The organism is Arthrobacter sp. CAN_A1, from assembly GCF_015751665.1.
Lineage (GTDB): Bacteria > Actinomycetota > Actinomycetes > Actinomycetales > Micrococcaceae > Arthrobacter_D.
The window spans coordinates 184027-202096 of the sequence record NZ_JADOUR010000004.1; the positions used below are offsets into that span (position 1 = coordinate 184027).

Consider the following 18070-nt stretch of genomic DNA (forward strand, 5'->3'; position numbering starts at 1 on the left):
AGTACCACGTGATCTGCTCGGGTTTCCAGGGGATGTAGCTTAGTGGTAAAGCCTCAGTTTTCCAAACTGATGATGCGGGTTCGATTCCCGTCATCCCCTCCAAAATTGCAGGGATCTCCACCCGCAAGACCCAACGAAAAGCACCCCGCCATCCCGGCGCCGGGCGCTTTTTTCTTTCTACCGGCCGGCCGCTAGGAGGCCTGGCAGCCCGGGCACCAGAACAGTTTCCGCGCGGCCATCTCAGCCACCGCGACCGGTGTGCCACACCGCCGGCAGGGCAACCCCGCCCGCCCATACACGTAGTGCGCGTCTTCACGCTTGACCCGGGACGACGACGACGACGCACGGTCAGCCGGCAACGTCGTAATGATTCGTCCGGCCCGCACCCCGTCCCGCATGGTCACCGCAAGGTCATCCCACAGCACCGTTGCCTCCTCCGTGCTCACTGATCGGCCGGGGCGCCACGGATCAAGCTTCTGCCGGAACAGCGCTTCGGCACGGTAGATGTTCCCCACCCCCGCGATCACCGCCTGGTTCATCAGGAGCAGACCCACCGGGCTGGCGCTCTTGCGCAGGCCCGCCGCGAACCGGACGACGTCGTGGCCGGCGTGGGCACCGGCGTCGTCGCCTACGACCCCACCCGCACTGACGCCCGCCAGCGGATCCGGGCCGAGACGGGCAACGACGGCGTCCCGCTCAGGTTCGGTGATCACCTCGCACGCCGTCGGACCACGCAGGTCCGCCCAACCGTCATCACTGACCAGCCGCAACCGGACCGCTCCCACGGGGGCCGGCGGTCCGTCGTAGGCTGCATCGGGCGAGCCGGCGAGTTCCCGTTCACCGATCTTGCGGGGCGCCCCAATACTAGAGGCCCCCATGAATGATTTGTCGCCGCCGAAGCTCCACGCACCGTAAAGCCCCAGATGCACCCGCAGGAAGATGGGCGGTGTCTGACTTTCGTCGGGGGCGTCGGCGAACTCAACGAAGAGCTGCTTCCCATGAGCCGAGGCGCGCGTCAGTACGCGGCCGTCCAGGCCCGCCGCCCCTGCCACGAAGCGGCCCTGGGGGCTCGATGCTGCCACCCGCTGGCCGCCGAAGACTGATGACAGCTGCAACGCCAGCCGGTGAATTGAATGACCTTCGGGCATAGCAGTTACCCGCTGACGCTGCCGGTGGTCTCATAGGCGGCGATCTGCCCGATCCGGCGCACGTGGCGTTCGGCATCGCTGAACGGCTCGGCGAGGAACGCCTCGATGATCAGGGTCGCCTCATCCACCGAGTGCTGCCGTCCGCCGACCGCCACCACATTGGCATCGTTGTGCTGCCGGGCCAGTTTCGCTGTCTCCAGGCTCCAGGCCAGGGCGGCCCTCACCCCGCGTACCTTGTTGGCGGCCATCTGCTCACCATTGCCTGACCCGCCCAGCACAATACCCAACGCGTCACGCCCTGCCTGCCGGTCAATGACCACGGCCTGCGCGGCGTTGATGCAGAACGCGGGATAGTCGTCCTCGGCGTCGTAGGCCTGGGGTCCATGGTCAACAACCTCGTGACCGGAGCGGCGCAGGTGCTCGATCAGGTGGGCACTGAGCTCCATGCCGGCATGGTCGGTAGCGATATGAACGCGCATGAAAAATCCGTTTCGATGAGGTGGGTGTGTGATGTCAAGGGTACTTCCTCCCCGAGGGTGCAGGTTTGATGCGGCTGGTGAAAGAATGGCTGTGCTGCGTAAGCTGCATCACAGACGACGCCCGCCACCCGCAGGGCATCAGCCACCATTTTTCGAAAGGCACCACCTTGCCAGGCATGAATCTGACGCGCGACGAGGCACGGACCCGCGCCGACCTTTTGACAGTCACGTCCTACGACATCAATCTCGATCTCACCCGCGGTGACACGGTCTTCGGGTCGAGGACTGTGGTGAAGTTTGAGGCCACCCAGGGGGCTTCCACCTTCATTGACGCTGTCACCCACAGTGTGTCGCTCGTGACCCTGAACGGTGTCGAACTGGACCCGGCCGAGGTGTCCGACGGCGTCCGCATCCAGTTGCCCATCCTGGCGACCTCCAATGAGCTGGTCATCGACGCCGACATGCTCTACATGAACACGGGCGAGGGACTGCACCGCTTCGTGGACCCGGTGGACAACGAGGTTTACCTCTACACCCAGTTTGAGGTTCCGGATTCGCGGCGCGTCTTCCCCGTTTTCGAGCAGCCGGACCTCAAGGCGATCTTCAGCTTCACTGTGACGGCGCCGTCGCACTGGGACATCATCTCCAACTCCCCCACGCCCGCCCCGGTCGACGCCGGGTCGGCTGAGGACGGCGGCGCCAGGGCGACGTGGGCCTTCGAGCCAACCCCCGTTCTGTCCTCCTATGTCACAGCCCTGATCGCGGGTCCTTACCAGTCGGTGCGCAGCGAGCTCACCAGCTCGGACGGACGGGTCATCCCACTGGGTGTTTTTGCCCGGAAGTCCCTGATGCAGCACCTTGACGCGGAGAACGTCTTCGCCCTGACCCGCCAGGGCTTCACCTTCTTCGAGGAGCAGTTCGGCACCCCCTACCCGTTTGCCAAATACGACCAGCTCTTTGTGCCCGAGTTCAACGCCGGTGCCATGGAGAACGCCGGCGCGGTCACCTTCCTGGAGAGCTACGTCTTCAGGTCCCGGGTGACCAACGCCACCGTTGAACGCCGTGCCATCACCATCCTGCACGAGCTGGCGCACATGTGGTTCGGTGATCTGGTGACCATGCGCTGGTGGAACGACCTGTGGCTGAACGAGTCCTTCGCCGAGTTCATGTCCACCCTCGCCGCCGCCGAGGCCACCGAGTTCAAGCAGTCGTGGACCACTTTCGCGTCACTCGAGAAGGCCTGGGCCTACCGCCAGGACCAGCTTCCCTCGACCCACCCGATCGTCGCCGACATCAACGACCTCGAAGACGTCCAGGTGAACTTCGACGGCATCACCTACGCCAAGGGCGCTTCGGTGCTCAAGCAACTGGTGGCCTGGGTGGGCCAGGACAAGTTCATGGAAGGCGTCAGGGAATACTTCGGCAAGCATTCCTGGAAGAACACCGAACTGGTCGATCTGCTTTTCGAGCTGGAGCGCGCCAGCGGCCGCGACCTCAAGGAATGGTCGGCGCTGTGGCTGGAAACCGCTGGCGTGAACACGTTGCGTCCGGAACTGACGACCGACGACGACAACGTCATCACCAGTTTCGCTGTGCTCCAGTCGGCGGTGGCGGAGTACCCCACGATCCGCCCGCACCGGCTGGCGATCGGCTTCTACTCCCTCGACGCCGAGGGCAAGCTGCAGCGCACGGACCGGGTGGAGCTCGACGTCGACGGCGAACGCACCGACGTGCCGGAGCTGGTGGAACGCACCCGTCCCGACCTGGTCCTGCTCAACGACGATGACCTGGCCTATGCGAAGATCCGCCTCGATGAGGTCTCCCTCCGCACGGCAACCCGCCATCTGAAGGATTTCAACGACTCGCTCCCCCGTACCCTCGTATGGGCGTCGGCGTGGGACGCTGCGCGCGACGGCGAAACCCCTGCGAGGAACTATGTGGAGCTGATCCTGCAGAACATCGGCTCCGAATCCGACTCGTCGGTGGTGCTGGTGCTGCTTCGTCAGCTGGCCACCACCCTCGCGTTCTATGTGAACCCCGCTGACCGGTCAGCGATGACCGTCGCGGCCGCCGACAGCCTCTGGGAGCTCGCCCAAACCGCCGACGCCGGCTCCGATTCCCAGCTGCAGTTCGTCAAGGCGTTCGCCGGACACGCGCAAACTGATGCGCATCTCGACTCGATCGAAGCCATCTTCACCGGTTCCACCGTGCCTGAGGGCCTGGAAATCGACGCCGACCTGCGCTGGGAACTCGTTACCTCGCTGGTGGCCGGCGGGCGGTTCGGGCAGCAGGAGGTCGACGCTGAACTTGAGCGTGATGCGACGGCGACCGGCCAGCTCGCCGCCGCGCAGGCCACGGCGGCCATCCCCACCCCCGAGGCGAAGGCAGCCGCCTGGCACGCGATCGTGGAGCGCTCGGACATGCCCAACGCCGCGCAGCGCTCGGCCATCGCCGGTTTCATGCGCGTGCATGACCCGGCGGTTCTCGCGCCGTTCGTGGACAAGTACTTTGCCGCGGCCTCCAACGTGTGGGCTAGCAGGACCCACGAGATCGCCCAGCAGATCATCGTGGGCCTGTATCCGTCACGGTTGACCACCCAGGAAACGCTGGACCAGTCGACCGCTTTCCTCAAGACGCTCGACGCCGGGAGCACCTCCCTGCGGCGCCTGATTCTTGAGAGTCAGGACGGGATTGCGCGGGCGCTGAAAGCCCAGGCTGTCGACCGGTAAAAACAGGGGGTTTCGGGTGTAGTTTTGAGCCATGAACCTCTCCGAGCACCACTATCGGGTAGATGTCACCTGGACCGGCAACCGCGGCGACGGCACCCGTTCGTACCGCGGCTACGGCCGGGAACACGAAGTGTCTGCTGTGGGTCCGCCGACGCTGCTCGGCACGGCGGACCCCACGTTCCATGGGGACAAGGACCGGTGGAATCCTGAACAGTTGCTGCTCGCCGCCCTCTCCCAGTGCCACATGCTGGCCTACCTACATATGGCGGTGAAGCATGGCGTGGTGGTGACTGCCTATGAGGACGCTGCCGTCGGCACCATGCGGTTGAACGCTGACGGCAGCGGCGAGTTCCTCAGCGTTACCCTCAAACCGCGGGTGACCATCACCGACCAGCTGCTGAAGTACACGGCCCAGGCCATCCATCGGGAGGCGGCAGGGTCATGTTTCATCGCCCGGTCAGTGAATTTCCCGGTCAATCATGAGCCAGTAGTGGTGGTCGCCGAAGACGCGCAGCAGCACGCCTAGGGCTTCGTCGGGTGCCGCTGGGTGAGGAGCCGGGACTCGGCGTCGGGCGTCAGCCCTGACTTTCTGTCCCGGGCGAGCCCCCGACGTCGTTCGTCCTGCAGCACCCGGGCGATCGTATCCTGCACCGGTCGCTGCCTGAGCCCTTCGCTGAGCGCAGCGTCGGCCGACCTGGCTCCGTGTCCTTCATAGCCTTCGGGCAGCCAGTGCGGCAGGGAATCCGGACCCGCCCAGTACGCCGCACCGTGGTCGGCGAGCCAGGCGGGTTCGACCCACGCCAGCGAGCCGTTGAACCCGACCTGCGCTGCGGTGATGTCGATCAGGTCCCCAAACTTCACTGACGGACCGACCGTGTTGAACACCCCGGCCAGCCGCCGGTCGGCGGCGGCGATGAGCCATTCGGCGAGGTCGTCCACGTCGATGGTCTGGGTAGGGGCGTCCTGGATGGCCGGGACCAGCACCTCCCCTCCGCGGGCCAACCGGGCCGGCCAATAGCCAAACCGGTCGCTCCCGTCGCCCGGGCCGCAGATCAACCCGGGCCGGGCGATCAGGACCTGCCCGCCCCGGTACTGCCGGCACAGGTCTTCGCACGCCACCTTCGCCTCACCGTAGGAAGCGGACGGAGCGGGGCCGTCGACGTCGTACGCGGGCAACAGCCCAGCTGTCTCGTCCGCGCCGGGCACCGTGTTGTCCGCGTAGACGGAACAACTCGATACGTACGCCCAGTGCCGGGTCCGCGCAGCAAGCGCCTCAAGGGCTTCCCTGACCTGGCGGGGCTGCCACGACACCTCGATGACGGCGTCCCAGTCCTGATCGACGTCGGCGTACGGGGTGGGGCCGTCCCGGTCGGCCTTCACGAACACGGCACCGTCCGGCGGGCCCGACGACGTCCCCCGGGCCAGACAGGTGACCTGGTGCCCCAGGCCAAGGGCCAGTTCGGCAATCCGCCGGGAGAGAAAGACTGTACCGCCAAGAATCAGGATGCGCATCGGCACAGCCTACGGCGCTAGCCTAGAAGCAGACACCCTTTCCGCCGCGGGCGGAGAGAAACCCCGCCAGTGAAGGAAACGGTCACGCCCCCATGCAGATTGATCTAGGAGATCAGCTCCTCAATGCCGCAGTCATTCTCGTGGCGGCGCTGGTGCTGTGGCTGGTGGTCCGCTTTGTCATCAACCGGATGGTCCGGCGGGTGCGCAGTGGATCCGATCTGTTCAAGAAGCCACACTTCAAATGGGCTCAACCAGTGCTTCGCACCCTGGACCACAAACGGCGGGTCCAGCGCACCGAAACGATCGGTGCGCTCCTGCGCAGTGTTTCAGGGCTCACCATTGCGGTGATTGCCATCATGATGGCCCTGCAGGCGCTCGGGGTGGACATTGGTCCCATCCTCGCGAGTGTGGGTATCGTGGGCATCGCTATCGGTTTTGGTGCCCGCGAAATCATCAGGGACGCGTTCCTCGGGTTCTTCATCACCCTTGAGGACCAGTACGGCATTGGCGACACGATCGAGGTCGGCGACACCGTCGGGGTGGTGCAGTCGGTCGGACTGCGGATCACCCGACTGATCGACGAGAACGGCGCCATCTGGTACATCCGCAACGGGGACATCATGAAGGTGGGCAACCGCTCGCAGGGAGACTACGTGGCGCCGGTAGTGGCCACCGAACCGACAGGAGACACACCATGACGACGCCTGGAAACACCGAAGATATCCCCATCCCCTCCCGGTTCGGGGAACCGATCGCCAAACTGACGCCGGTAGGACCCCGCTTTGACCAGCCTGCTTACACAGACAACTTCTACGAGGCGGTTGGCGGCCATCCAGTGTTTGTGCGGCTCGTCGATGCCTTTTATGACGGCGTCGCCACCGATGAATTGCTGCGCCCCATGTACCCGGAGGAGGACCTGAGCCCGGCGAAGGAGCGCCTGCTGATGTTCCTCGAACAGTATTGGGGCGGCCCCAAAACCTACGGAGACCAGCGCGGCCACCCCCGCCTCCGGATGCGGCACATGCCGTTCACCGTGTCGCCGCAGGCACGCGACCACTGGTTGGCCCATATGCGTGCAGCCCTCGACTCGCTGGACCTGGCGCCCCTCCACGAAGCCACCCTGTGGGATTACCTTGAGCGGGCAGCCCATTCGATGGTCAACTCCGCCTGATCACCATCACGATCAGCGGGTGGTGCTTCACCACTGGTTTCCTCACAGGACCGTCGGGATGCGCGACAGCACGTGGCCCCGTGAGGTGCTGATCCTCGTCCAGCGGCCGTTCGTCAGGATCGTTGGACGCTCCCCGTCCACCAGGAATCCCAGCGCGAAGGCGCCAAAGGCCGCGCCGGCGGGCACCTCGACTGACAGGTCCTCGATGCTCCGGCCCCAGATGGCGCCCCGGGCGCTGTTCACGATCAAGGCCCCCGGATTATGGGGAACCGTTTCGGCAACTTCGCGGATACCGTTCCGGGCGGCCGCCTCCACCAGGTCCGGGCTCAGGTCACCCCGTGGTTCCCAGCCCGCCCGTGGGGGCAGCACTCCCGCCCAGCTTTCGGTGACGGTGGTCGGCGGGACCTGCATGACGACGTCGGCCTCCCCCAGCCGGGCCAGCCGGTCCGACACCGAGGCGAGGGCGACTGTTGTGTCGACGTGCGCGGGAGTGGCCAGGGGCATGGTGCGCAGTCCCAGCACCGTGGGCGTGGCCTCGCCGAGGACGCGCGGTCGCAGAATGCAAATGTAGGCCGCGAGAACGGTCCCCGATGCCTGAAACCGGACGGCGCCGTCTTCGGCGGCCCTGGCCCGGGCGATGAACGTGTGCAGGTCGGCGACGGTCAGGGGGTCAGCGAAAACCAGCTCCGTGGCTGGCGCGTAATGCTCCACTATCAGACGGTCTGTCGACGTCGGAAGGCCACCGGTTCGCCGAGCCAGTGCTCGAGCGCTGCCCGTTGAGCGTCACCCAGTTTGGTGGGCCGGCCGGTGGTCCGGTTGACCAGGATCATGGTGGAGGCTGCCAACGCGTAGCTGACCGATCCGTCGGGTTCGGCGATCTGGTAGCCGAGGTCGAAGCTTGAACCGCCGACCCCGGTGACCCAGATGCTGATCTCCAGTGGGTTGGGACGGTAGTTGAGGGGCGCCGAGTACTCGATCTCGTGCCGTGCGACGAGGGTGAAATGATCCGGGCCAATCAGGTCAAGGAGGGTGTCTGACGCTTCGGCGTCGCCCTGGGCTGCCTCCTCGAGGGGCAGATGGATGAACTGGACGCGCGCGTCTTCAAGGTACTGAAGGAAGCGCACGTTGTTGACGTGTCCGTAGGAATCTTCGTCGCCGAAGCGGAGCTGGATAGGGAAGCGCTGGATCCGGGGCATGCCCCCATCCTCTCAAACGGTTCCGGCCGCAGCTAAACGGTGCCGCCGATTGTTTGCCGGTGTTGAGGGCCGCGGGCGTGTGCAACTAAGGTCAGAGGTACTTTCGGCGTCGTTCCTGCGGCGCTGCTGCCCTGCGCATCACCGCATCACGAGGAGAATTCACCTATGGCTGTCGAGTCCACTGTCGATCCAACCCAAACGCTGGTCGACCTGCTTGACCTGAGCGGCGCGGATGGAGCGCAGACCGACGAGGAAATCTTCGTGGGCACCTCGGTGCAGCAGGCCGGGCGTCGGATCTTCGGCGGTCAGGTGTTGGCCCAGGCGTTGATAGCCGCGATCCGCACGGTCGAGCCGACCCGGGAGGTCCACTCGATGCACGCCTATTTCCTCCGGGCGGGGGACGCCCTCGAACCCATCACCTTCGGCGTACAGCGGTTGCGTGATGGGCGCTCGTTCTCGGCCCGGCGCGCCCACGCCTACCAGAATGGGGTTCCTATTCTGTCGATGATCGCTTCCTTCCAACAGCCCGACGACGGCCTGGCGCACCAGGAGCGGATGCCCGAAGGGATGCCCGATCCCGAGTCCCTGCCGAGCACCGCGGACCTGCTGGGCGACCTGGACCACCCGTTGGCGCGGGCGTGGTCCTTTGACCGGCCGTTTGATATTCGCCATGTGGATGGTGCCCTGTATGTGCAGCATGACAGCGACCGGGTGGCACGCAACGCGGTCTGGATGAAGACCTTTGCGCCGATGCCTGAGGACCAGGGGCTGCACCGGGCGGCCCTTGCCTATGCCAGCGACTACACGCTGCTCGAGTCAATCCTTCGTCAGCACGGCCTGAGCTGGATCACCCCGGGCATGAGCGTGGCCAGCCTGGATCATGCCATGTGGTGGCATCGGCCGGTCAGGGTGGACGAATGGCTGCTCTACGTTCAGCAGTCCCCCAGCGCCTCGGGTGCCCGCGGCCTATCGACCGGTCAAATCTTCAACCGGGCCGGAGAGCTCGTCGCAACGGTGGCCCAGGAGGGCATGGTCCGGGTCCCCTCCTGAGCCCGCCGCACCCCTTTGGAATGAGTCAACACAAATAACCGAAAAATCCCGCCAAACACGCTATTTGTGTTGACTCAATCCAAGGGAGTCTTGAAACACAGGAGCGCCCCGACCGTTTGACGGTCGGGGCGCTCCTGTGTCCAGTGAGTCCGCCGGGCTTGGCCTGCTGTGCCCGGCTCGCGCATCTACTCCTAGTCGCGGGTCAGGCGACGGTGGGTGACGCGGTGAGGCTTCGCGGCGTCGGGACCGAGCCGCTCCACCTTGTTCTCCTCGTAGGACTCGAAGTTTCCTTCGAACCAGTACCACTTATCCGGATTCTCTTCGGTGCCCTCGTACGCGAGGATGTGGGTGACCACCCGGTCGAGGAACCACCGATCGTGCGAGACCACCACGGCGCAGCCCGGGAACTCAAGCAGGGCGTTCTCGAGGCTGGAGAGCGTTTCGACGTCGAGGTCGTTAGTCGGTTCGTCAAGGAGCAGAAGGTTTCCGCCCTGTTTGAGGGTCAGCGCGAGGTTCAAGCGGTTGCGCTCGCCACCGGACAGCACCCCTGCCCGCTTCTGCTGGTCTGGTCCCTTGAAGCCGAAGGCCGAGACGTAGGCGCGGGATGGCATTTCGACCTGGCCCACCTGGATGAAGTCGTGTCCGCTGGAGACAACTTCCCACAGGGTCTTTTCCGGATCGATTCCGCCACGTGACTGGTCGACATAGGAGATCTTGACCGAGTCGCCGATGGTCAGCTTGCCGCCGTCAATGGGTTCGAGACCCACGATGGTCTTGAACAGCGTGGTCTTACCGACACCGTTGGGGCCAATTACCCCGACAATTCCGTTGCGGGGCAGCGAGAAGGACAAGCCGTCGATCAGGACGCGGTCGTCGTAGCCCTTCCGCAGGTTTGTCGCTTCGATGACCTGGCTGCCCAGGCGTGGGCCCGGCGGGATCTGGATGTCTTCGAAGTCGAGCTTCTTGGTCCGCTCCGCTTCCGAGGCCATTTCCTCGTAGCGGGCGAGCCTTGCCTTGGACTTGGTCTGGCGGCCCTTGGCGTTGGAGCGCACCCATTCGAGTTCTTCGGTGAGGCGCTTCGACTGCTTGGCGTCCTTCTTGCCCTGCACTTCGAGACGGGCACGCTTCTTTTCCAGGTAGGTGGAGTAGTTGCCCTCGTAAGGGTAGAGGTGGCCGCGGTCCACTTCGGCAATCCACTGGGCAACGTGGTCCAGGAAATACCGGTCGTGGGTTACGGCGAGGACAGCACCGGCGTAGCTCTTGAGGTGCTGTTCCAGCCACAGCACGCTTTCAGCGTCGAGGTGGTTAGTAGGCTCATCGAGGAGCAACAGGTCAGGCTTCTGCAGGAGCAGCTTGCACAAGGCAACGCGGCGCCGTTCACCACCCGACAGGATGGTCACATCGGTTTCTGGTGGTGGGCAGCGCAGTGCGTCCATGGCCTGCTCGAGCTGCGAGTCAAGGTCCCAGGCGTCAGCCGCGTCGATGGCTTCCTGCAACTTGCCCATTTCTTCGAGCAGGTTGTCGAAGTCGGCGTCGGGGTTGGCCATCTCTTCGGAGATCTCATTGAAGCGCTGGATCTTGCCGTAGATCTCACCGACGCCTTCCTGCACGTTGCCCAGAACAGTCTTTTCCTCGTTCAGTGGAGGTTCCTGCAGGAGGATCCCTACCGAGTATCCGGCGCTGAGCTTTGCTTCGCCGTTCGAAGGGGTGTCCAGGCCTGCCATGATCTTCAGGATGGTGGACTTGCCCGAGCCGTTGGGGCCCACGACGCCAATCTTCGCGCCGGGGTAGAAGGACATGCTGACGTCGTCGAGGATAACTTTGTCGCCGACAGCCTTGCGTGCCTTGGTCATTGTGTAGATAAATTCCGCCATGCCTCAAGGCTAGTCGGTGCAACCACCTATCTCCCATTTGTGTGCGCCAGCTCGCGTGCAACCCGCCTCCGGTGACTCTGATCATGGATCACCGCCGCACAACCGCTGCCCCACCTTCACCCAGTGAGTCCACCAGCGGTTTAGTAGGGCGCTTCGGTGAGCTGGCGTCCGGAACGTTTGGACTTGGCGCGGTCCCCGGGGGCATCCGTCTGGTCGCCGGTATCGGCAGGACCGCCGCTGGCCGTGCTGCCTGGTCCGTCTGCGCTATTGGGGTTGCCGGAGGGGTCGCCTGCGCCCGGGCCTGCGCCGGAGTTGGCGTTGGTCTCGGAGTTGGCAGTGGAGGGAGCCGGATCGCTCGCCGCGCCCGAGTACGCTGCCGCTTCACCGAGGATCTCTCCGGTGGAATGGTCCACGTGGGGATAGTCCACGTCGGCTGCCTCCACATCGAGTGGATCACCGGCGGTGGAGGTTTCGCCGCCCGAGCGGTCGGAGCTGGTGCGGTGAAAGTGGGCGGTCCCCCACATCAGGTCGTGGCCGACAGTATCGGCGTCAATGTCGACCGAGGTACCGGTCCGCCCGTCCTCACGGATCCACGGCCGAACCCTGAGGCGGCCGCTCACCACCACTTTGTCTCCCTTCTTGATGCTGACCCCCGCGTTGGTTGCAAGTTGCCGGAACATTGATATGGCGTACCAGTTTGTTTGGCCATCGGCCCAGGTGTTGGTGTTCCGATCGAACCGGCGTTCGGTGGAGCACATCCGGAAACTGGCGTACGCAAGGCCGCTCTCGGCGACTCCCGATTTCATGTCGGTGGCCACATAGCCTCGAACTGTGATGTTGTCGCTCATCGAATTCCCCTTCAGCGGGATTGGAAGCACTGGCGGGCATGCCAGCACACCCCATTCCATCCCCCACGGCTCCGTGGCGGGATGATTGACGCCGGTATGTGGACAACTTGAGAAGGACCACACGGTGTGGAGGAGGGGAAAGCGGCCCCCTGTGTGAGCAATCAGGGTTTTTGCCGGGCAGACGCTGATGCGTGGGCGGCCTGGCGGGTGGGTGCGGATTCATAGCACCTGAGGTCCTTTGGGCACCATCGCTGCGGGCCAGACGATCCCGTGGCCCGTTGCACCGCGGTCGGCGTGTACCCAGCCGACTGCCGCGGAAAAGCTTGGTGCCCCCGGCGCGATTCGAACGCGCGACCAACGGATTAGAAGGCCGTTGCTCTATCCACTGAGCTACGGGGGCGACTTTTCTAGATTACTACGCTGCCCGTCGTCGTCGTGACGGTGAGCAATCTGGACATGCGGGGTCAGCCTGGGCATTCGGGGTGGGAATATCGGACCCGGATGTCTCTATTGCTCACCTAATGGGCAGGAAGGTGGCCGTGACGGTCGTCGTCGTGACGGGTGTGCAGTCTGGACACGCGGGAGTGGCCAGCGGACGGGCGCTACGCGTCGAAAGTGACCTTGAGTTCGAGGTGATGCTGGCCAGCCGCATCCTGCGAATAGACTGCCTTGCCCGAGATGCCCTTGAGCCCTTCAGTTCCTGATCCGGGAATGATGTGGCCCGAACTGGCTGCAGCTGTCCCTTCGGCGATCCCCCAGTGCTGGACGATCATGCTGCCCACCCTGCCGCCGACCGACCCGGTGAAAACCTCCGAGGCAACGTAGCCCGCCCCGAAGTCGTTGCCTGCCATCAAAAGCTCGGCTGAGCTGGTTCCCGCGAGGTCGCCGCTGAAGACTTTCGTGGCGCTGACCTTGGATAATTCGCTGGACGATCCCGGAACGGTGTAGGGCTCTGGACTCCAGTCAGATATCTCGAAATCGCCGCTGATGATGTGTTCTGTGGAGTCGGTCATTGATCCAGTATCGCCGGTTCGGGCTGAGAAAGCATGTTCGGGAGGGCGCCGGGGGTCAGCGCAGCGCGCCGGGAACAGGCGCCTCGTAGCGTTTCCTGAACAGGATTTTCGTCTTCGGATCGAGGAACACGAGGTACAGCGCGAACCCCAGAGCCACCACCGCAGCCACCTGCCGGGCAACCGTCAGGCTCAGCTCAAAGTAGGGGAAGATGTCCAGCTGATCCGAGATCGCGTAGATCATGAAGAAGGAGACCATGAAGTACAGGGTCTTGACCTGCCAGTCATTCCGGATGCCCGTCACGGCGAAGAGTGGGATCAGCCAGACCACGTACCAGGACTGGATCATCGGCGCGAGGAAGACGATGGCCGCGAAGGCGAGTGCCAGCCGGCGCACCAGCCTGCTGTGTTCACCGGTGAACATCAGCCACCCGATGATGGCCAGCGACACCAGACGCCCCAGCAGGTAGACCACCTCGGCAAACGACTGACCGTCAAACCCCAGCGCGTCAGCAAGAATCATGACGACCATGCCCAGGAAGCCGATTGGTGCGTACCAGATCCAGACGCTGCCGGGGGTGCTGAGCGCTCCCACCCAGCCGAACCCGAATCCGTTGATCAGCCCCATGATCCACAGAATCCCAAACGACAGGCCGGCGGTCAGCGCCCAGTAGAGGAACTTCCGAGGCCAACTGGCTCCCTTACCCGCCCACATCAAGCCCATGAAAGGAAGGAAGATCAGGGTGATGGGTTTGATGGCAATCGACAGGGTGACGATCACGATGGCGCGCAACGGTTTCTGGGTCGCGGCGAGATACAAACCCCAGAGAGCAAGGCCGATCATCAACGAATCGTTGTGAATGCTGGCAATGAAGTTGATCAGGAAAAGCGGGTTCGCGGCGGTCAACCAGAGGGCGCGGTTGGGATTGACGCCGTGCAGTTCGGCCAGCTTGGGCACATAGTAGACACACAGCGCAACACCGACGATGGCGATCAGCCTGAACAGCAACACCGAGAAATCCGGCTGGCCGTTGGTGATCCCGACAACCAAAGCCTCGATCCAGAGGAACACCGGACCGTACGGGGTGGGGCTCTGGGCCCACATGTCGTCCGCGCCGATCTGCAGGTAGTTCGAGATCTGGGAATACCCATCGACGTAGGGGTTCAGGCCGGTCACCATCACCTGACCCTGCGCGATGTAGGCGAACACGTCCCGGCTGAACAGCGGTAAGGCAAGGCACATCGGTGCGGCCCAGGCGATGACCGCCCGGAGGATCACCGGCCGGGACTCGGGACCCCAGCCGTGCAGGCGCTGGCCAAGCCGCAGCCAGGACCTGACCAGCAGCATGCCACCGAGCGCCAGGATCAGCACTGACACCACCGCGCCAGCCGGTTCAAACCGCATCCAGATGATGATGGGCACCCGGCGCAATTCAACCGAGGCTAGCGACAGCCAGCCCACCCCGTATGACCCGATCATCATCAGCAAGGATCCAATGAACCCCTGAATGACGGCGATGTTCGGCCGGTCGGGCAACGCTGCGTCCGTCCGGGGCTGCGAGGCGTCAGCTGGCACCTGGGCAGTCATCTGGGGTTATCCAATCCTCGGTCAAACACTGAATCTCTGTCTTGCTGTCTTTGGGAAAAGCTGTGGTTCGGGACTGCTGTTGGTGGACCGATGTGCCGTGGGCCGGGCAGACTGGCTAGATTTTAGCATTGACAACTGGTCCCCAACCGGGGTCACACCACTCGTCTATGCGTCATCGCGGGGGAAATCCGGGCCTAGACTGAGCGTGACCAGTATTCCTTGACGATTTGGTGGTTGATGGCTTTGGGGCGCCACAGTGCGGTACCTGTCAAACGGCAGAAGCCCGCTTATGAACTTCTTGCGTGGGGTGGGTTTGTCTCGGTGGCCTGTGCGGCCTCCCTCTGGATCCTCGATCTGGGCTCGGCACCGGGCCTGGTTCTCAGCGCAATGCCCGCAGCGGCCTTCACCATCGTGTGGTTTCTGGGCCGCGACACGCCCTCACCCCGCCCGGCCCCGTCCCACTCAGCGGCGACTTCCCGACGTCGGGATCCTGCCCCGGCAGCGCAACCCGGCCAGCGCGAAGGCCAGCCCGTTTCCGAGCAGCCGACCCAGGCTCCACTGAGCCCTGTGACACACGCCGCCACCGCCGAGAGCCGGTGGGTCAAGGAATTCGGCCCACCGGCTACCGGTCCGCTGCCAGTGCGGGCCTACCGGCGAGGCCAGGCCCCCGGCGTATTTGCGGGTTCAGTCGAGCAGCGTGCCGGTGGCCGCCAGTGGAGCCACTCCCGCGCCTGATCTCGCGGTACATTTGGGGTGTGCCGATATCTAATGAACACATTGTCTGGATCGACTGCGAAATGACGGGGCTCGACCTCGAAGCTGACGCACTCATCGAAGTTGCGGTGCTCGTGACCGATTCCGAGCTGAACATCCTGGGGGACGGGGTCGACGTCGTCATCAAGCCCGACGACGAGTCCCTCGCCCAGATGGGTGATTTCGTGCGCGACATGCATACGACGTCGGGGCTGCTGACCGAGCTGCCGCAGGGGATCACCATGGCGGAGGCTGAAGCCGAGGTGCTCAGCTACATCACCCAGTGGGTTCCGGAACCCCGGAAGGCGCAGCTGGGCGGGAACTCGGTCGGCACCGACCGATCGTTCCTGGCCCGTGATATGCCCGCCGTGATCGAGCACCTGCACTACCGGGTGATCGATGTGTCGACCATCAAGGAGCTCGCGCGCCGATGGTTCACCCGGGCCTACTTCCAGTCCCCAGCGAAGAGTGGCGGACACCGGGCCCTGGGCGATATCCGCGATTCCATCCGTGAGCTGCGTTACTACCGGGAGTCAGTTTTTGTCCCCAGCCCTGGGCCTGACTCGGCTACCAGCAAGGCAATTGCCGGGTCGTTGGCCGAGTAGTAAAAGGTCTGAATCCCCCGGCTGCCCCGGCGGTGGCAGAGGGACCCCAAAAATTGTGTAGACTTGTCTGCGCTGCCTTTAGTAGGTGACAACCACCGGGATTCATTCCGTGACGTTGCCACTTTGGCCGAAGGCACATGGTGGGTATAGCTCAGTTGGCAGAGCGCCTGGTTGTGGTCCAGGAGGTCGCGGGTTCAAGCCCCGTTACTCACCCCAAGAAGGTCAAAGGATGACCTCGGAAGGCCGTCCCTGATGAATTTCGGGGGCGGCCTTACCTGTAGGGCCTAAGCCGGCGTCAGCTGGCGTTGAACCACCGTGGAGGTTGGACCGCATGGAACGCACAGTGTTCGAAGAAGACCATCTGCTGTTCCGCGAGGTTGCAGCCGAATTCACCTCACGTGAAGTGGCGCCCCACTACGCCGCCTGGGACCGCGATCATCTGATGCCCCGCTCGATGTGGACAGCTGCCGGCGAGCAGGGCCTTTTGGGTCTGGCAGTACCCGAGGAATTCGGTGGGGCCGGAATGCCTGATTACCGGTTCCGCGCGGTGCTGGACGAGGAATTCGCCAAAACCAATCACCTCGCCGTCGCTCTGGCCTTCCATCTCCATGACGACATGGTGCTCCCCCACCTCCTCGCCTACGGCTCAGAGGACCTCAAAAGCCGCTGGCTGCCACCGATGGTCACCGGTGAACGCGTCACCAGCGTCGCCTGGACCGAGCCGGGAGCAGGCAGCGACCTACGCGGTATCCGCACCAAGGCAGTGCGCGACGGCGACGACTGGCTGATCTCGGGTCAGAAGACGTTCATCGGCAACGGCATCAGCGGCGACGCAGCCCTGGTCATGGCCCGGACCGATGGCAGCACCGGACGCGGCTCCGCAGATTCGTTCTCCCTCTTCATGGTTGAGAAGGGGAAGGGCTACAACACGGGGAAACAGCTGGACAAAATGGGCCTGAAGGCCTCCGACACCGCCGAGCTGTTCTTCGACGAGGTCCGGGTGACCGGCGATAACCTGGTCGGAGAACTGGGCCACGGACTGCGGTACGCCTCGGAGCAGCTGCCTCAGGGCCGGCTGGCAATAGCCGTCGCCGCGTCGGCCGTCTCCCGCGCTATCTACGAGTCCACGGTGACCTACACCAAGGAACGCAACGCGTTTGGCGAACGGGTCATCGATTTCCAGAACACCCGCTTCCAGTTGGCCGATATCCTCACCGAGGTTGAGGTCACCGAAACCTACGTGGACCAGGCCATGCTCGCCTTCAACGCCGGCACCCTGGACGCAGCCGGCGCCGCCCGCGCCAAGCTCTGGGCGAGCGAACGGGCCACTTCCATCACGGACCGCTGCCTCCAGCTCCATGGCGGGTACGGGTACATCCTCGAATACCCGGTAGCCCAGGCGTTCCTCGCCACCCGGCTGCTCACCATCTTCGGCGGTACCAGCGAGATCATGCGCGACGTCGTCGGCCGCCACATCGCTGGTTAGACCCACCCCTGACTTTTCCCACCCCTTCCAGGAAAGCGACAATGACCGTTCACCCAGTCACCATCACCGGTGAGCCTGTGCTGCACCGCCGCGCCGCCGTCGTTACCGAATTCGACGAGCAGCTGCGCACGCTCATCGCCGACATGTTCGAGACCATGGATGAGGCCAACGGCGTGGGCCTGGCCGCGCCGCAGATCGGCGTCGGTCAGCGGATTTTCGTGTACGGGATGGTGAACGACGACGACGTGCCGCCACGCGGGGTGTTGGTCAACCCGTCGCTGGTGACCACGAAGATTTCCGGCGCGGAGCCCGACCCGGAGGAAGAATCTGAGGGCTGCCTGTCGGTGCCGGGCGAGTCGTTCCCCCTGAAGCGCGCCGAGTGGGTCAAGGTGTCCGGGTTTGACGGCTTCGGCGAACCGCTCGAGTTTGTGGCCACGGGCTGGTTTGCCCGCTGCATGCAGCACGAGTACGACCACCTGGAGGGCAAACTGTACGTCGACCGGCTCGTCGAACCGTACTCGCGCGCGGCCCGCAAGGCGATCAAAAGCAACGCGTGGGGCGTCCCCGGCCTGACCTGGATGCCAGGAGTGGATCCGGACCCGTTCGGCCACTAGGCCCGCA

The 18070-nt window shown here is 64.3% G+C and carries 18 protein-coding genes and 3 tRNA genes; 11 read left to right on the forward strand and 10 right to left on the reverse strand.

What is annotated here, in order from left to right; genetic code table 11:
• Positions 1-28 precede the first annotated feature (28 nt).
• Positions 29-102 (forward strand) — tRNA-Gly (locus IWX62_RS06710).
• An 89-nt stretch (positions 103-191) separates the two neighbouring features.
• Here IWX62_RS06710 and IWX62_RS06715 read toward each other — a convergent pair.
• The gene (locus IWX62_RS06715) at positions 192-1148 is read right to left on the reverse strand and encodes an Fpg/Nei family DNA glycosylase (protein WP_196840597.1); all 957 of its coding nucleotides are present in this window, start codon (positions 1146-1148) and stop codon (positions 192-194) included.
• Positions 1149-1153: 5 nt separating this feature from the next.
• Positions 1154-1627, reverse strand: a complete 474-nt coding sequence (locus tag IWX62_RS06720; RefSeq protein WP_196840598.1) for a ribose-5-phosphate isomerase — start codon at positions 1625-1627, stop codon at positions 1154-1156.
• A 176-nt stretch (positions 1628-1803) separates the two neighbouring features.
• Between IWX62_RS06720 and pepN the strand changes: the two genes are divergently transcribed.
• A complete protein-coding gene (pepN, locus tag IWX62_RS06725; protein ID WP_196840599.1) occupies positions 1804-4356 on the forward strand; it encodes an aminopeptidase N in 2553 nt (850 codons plus the stop codon).
• A gap of 31 nt (positions 4357-4387) precedes the next feature.
• Entirely contained in the window at positions 4388-4882 is a 495-nt protein-coding gene (locus IWX62_RS06730) for an OsmC family protein (RefSeq protein ID WP_196840600.1), read from the forward strand.
• On the opposite strand, the gene IWX62_RS06735 is transcribed toward IWX62_RS06730, so the two are convergent.
• Entirely contained in the window at positions 4879-5868 is a 990-nt protein-coding gene (locus tag IWX62_RS06735) for an NAD-dependent epimerase/dehydratase family protein (RefSeq protein WP_196840601.1), read from the reverse strand. The genes IWX62_RS06730 and IWX62_RS06735 overlap by 4 nt on opposite strands.
• 92 nt (positions 5869-5960) lie before the next feature.
• Between IWX62_RS06735 and IWX62_RS06740 the strand changes: the two genes are divergently transcribed.
• Both IWX62_RS06740 and IWX62_RS06745 read left to right on the forward strand, forming a co-directional pair.
• On the forward strand, positions 5961-6566 hold the full coding sequence (locus tag IWX62_RS06740; RefSeq protein WP_196840602.1) for a mechanosensitive ion channel family protein: 606 nt from the start codon (positions 5961-5963) through the stop codon (positions 6564-6566).
• Complete coding sequence (locus IWX62_RS06745) at positions 6563-7039, forward strand: globin (RefSeq protein WP_196840603.1); 477 nt, start codon at positions 6563-6565, stop codon at positions 7037-7039. Before IWX62_RS06740 ends, IWX62_RS06745 begins: the two co-directional genes overlap by 4 nt.
• A 42-nt stretch (positions 7040-7081) precedes the next feature.
• Here the strand turns inward: IWX62_RS06745 and IWX62_RS06750 are convergent, their stop codons facing one another.
• Both IWX62_RS06750 and IWX62_RS06755 read right to left on the reverse strand, forming a co-directional pair.
• Positions 7082-7750 carry a hypothetical protein gene (locus tag IWX62_RS06750; protein WP_333483250.1) on the reverse strand — a complete coding sequence of 223 codons (669 nt, stop codon included), beginning with the start codon at positions 7748-7750 and terminating at the stop codon, positions 7082-7084.
• Positions 7751-7752: 2 nt separating this feature from the next.
• Entirely contained in the window at positions 7753-8235 is a 483-nt protein-coding gene (locus IWX62_RS06755) for an acyl-CoA thioesterase (protein ID WP_196840604.1), read from the reverse strand.
• Positions 8236-8400: 165 nt separating this feature from the next.
• Here IWX62_RS06755 and IWX62_RS06760 point away from each other — a divergent pair, with 165 nt between their 5' ends.
• Positions 8401-9285, forward strand: a complete 885-nt coding sequence (locus IWX62_RS06760) for an acyl-CoA thioesterase (RefSeq protein ID WP_196840605.1) — start codon at positions 8401-8403, stop codon at positions 9283-9285.
• A gap of 191 nt (positions 9286-9476) precedes the next feature.
• Here IWX62_RS06760 and ettA read toward each other — a convergent pair whose 3' ends face one another.
• The 5 genes from ettA to mptB all read right to left on the reverse strand — a co-directional run bounded on the left by ettA (position 9477) and on the right by mptB (position 14605).
• Entirely contained in the window at positions 9477-11159 is a 1683-nt protein-coding gene (gene ettA / locus IWX62_RS06765) for an energy-dependent translational throttle protein EttA (RefSeq protein WP_196840606.1), read from the reverse strand.
• 140 nt (positions 11160-11299) lie between these two features.
• On the reverse strand, positions 11300-12007 hold the full coding sequence (locus IWX62_RS06770; RefSeq protein ID WP_196840607.1) for a single-stranded DNA-binding protein: 708 nt from the start codon (positions 12005-12007) through the stop codon (positions 11300-11302).
• A gap of 324 nt (positions 12008-12331) precedes the next feature.
• A tRNA-Arg gene (locus tag IWX62_RS06775) sits at positions 12332-12407 on the reverse strand.
• 202 nt (positions 12408-12609) lie between these two features.
• A complete protein-coding gene (locus IWX62_RS06780; protein ID WP_196840608.1) occupies positions 12610-13020 on the reverse strand; it encodes a DUF3224 domain-containing protein in 411 nt (136 codons plus the stop codon).
• 55 nt (positions 13021-13075) lie between these two features.
• Positions 13076-14605: a polyprenol phosphomannose-dependent alpha 1,6 mannosyltransferase MptB gene (gene mptB / locus IWX62_RS06785; protein ID WP_196840609.1), complete on the reverse strand. Its 1530-nt coding sequence runs from the start codon at positions 14603-14605 to the stop codon at positions 13076-13078.
• Positions 14606-14842: 237 nt separating this feature from the next.
• On the opposite strand from mptB, the gene IWX62_RS06790 reads away from it, so the two are divergent.
• The 5 genes from IWX62_RS06790 (at position 14843) to def (ending at position 18063) form a co-directional block, all read left to right on the forward strand.
• On the forward strand, positions 14843-15340 hold the full coding sequence (locus IWX62_RS06790) for a hypothetical protein (RefSeq protein WP_196840610.1): 498 nt from the start codon (positions 14843-14845) through the stop codon (positions 15338-15340).
• 20 nt (positions 15341-15360) lie between these two features.
• The gene (orn, locus tag IWX62_RS06795; RefSeq protein WP_196840611.1) at positions 15361-15963 is read left to right on the forward strand and encodes an oligoribonuclease; all 603 of its coding nucleotides are present in this window, start codon (positions 15361-15363) and stop codon (positions 15961-15963) included.
• 140 nt (positions 15964-16103) lie between these two features.
• Positions 16104-16179: transfer RNA gene (locus IWX62_RS06800), tRNA-His, on the forward strand.
• 115 nt (positions 16180-16294) lie between these two features.
• Positions 16295-17449: an acyl-CoA dehydrogenase family protein gene (locus tag IWX62_RS06805; RefSeq protein WP_196840612.1), complete on the forward strand. Its 1155-nt coding sequence runs from the start codon at positions 16295-16297 to the stop codon at positions 17447-17449.
• Positions 17450-17490: 41 nt separating this feature from the next.
• Complete coding sequence (gene def / locus IWX62_RS06810; RefSeq protein ID WP_196840613.1) at positions 17491-18063, forward strand: peptide deformylase; 573 nt, start codon at positions 17491-17493, stop codon at positions 18061-18063.
• The last annotated feature ends 7 nt before the right edge of the window (positions 18064-18070 follow it).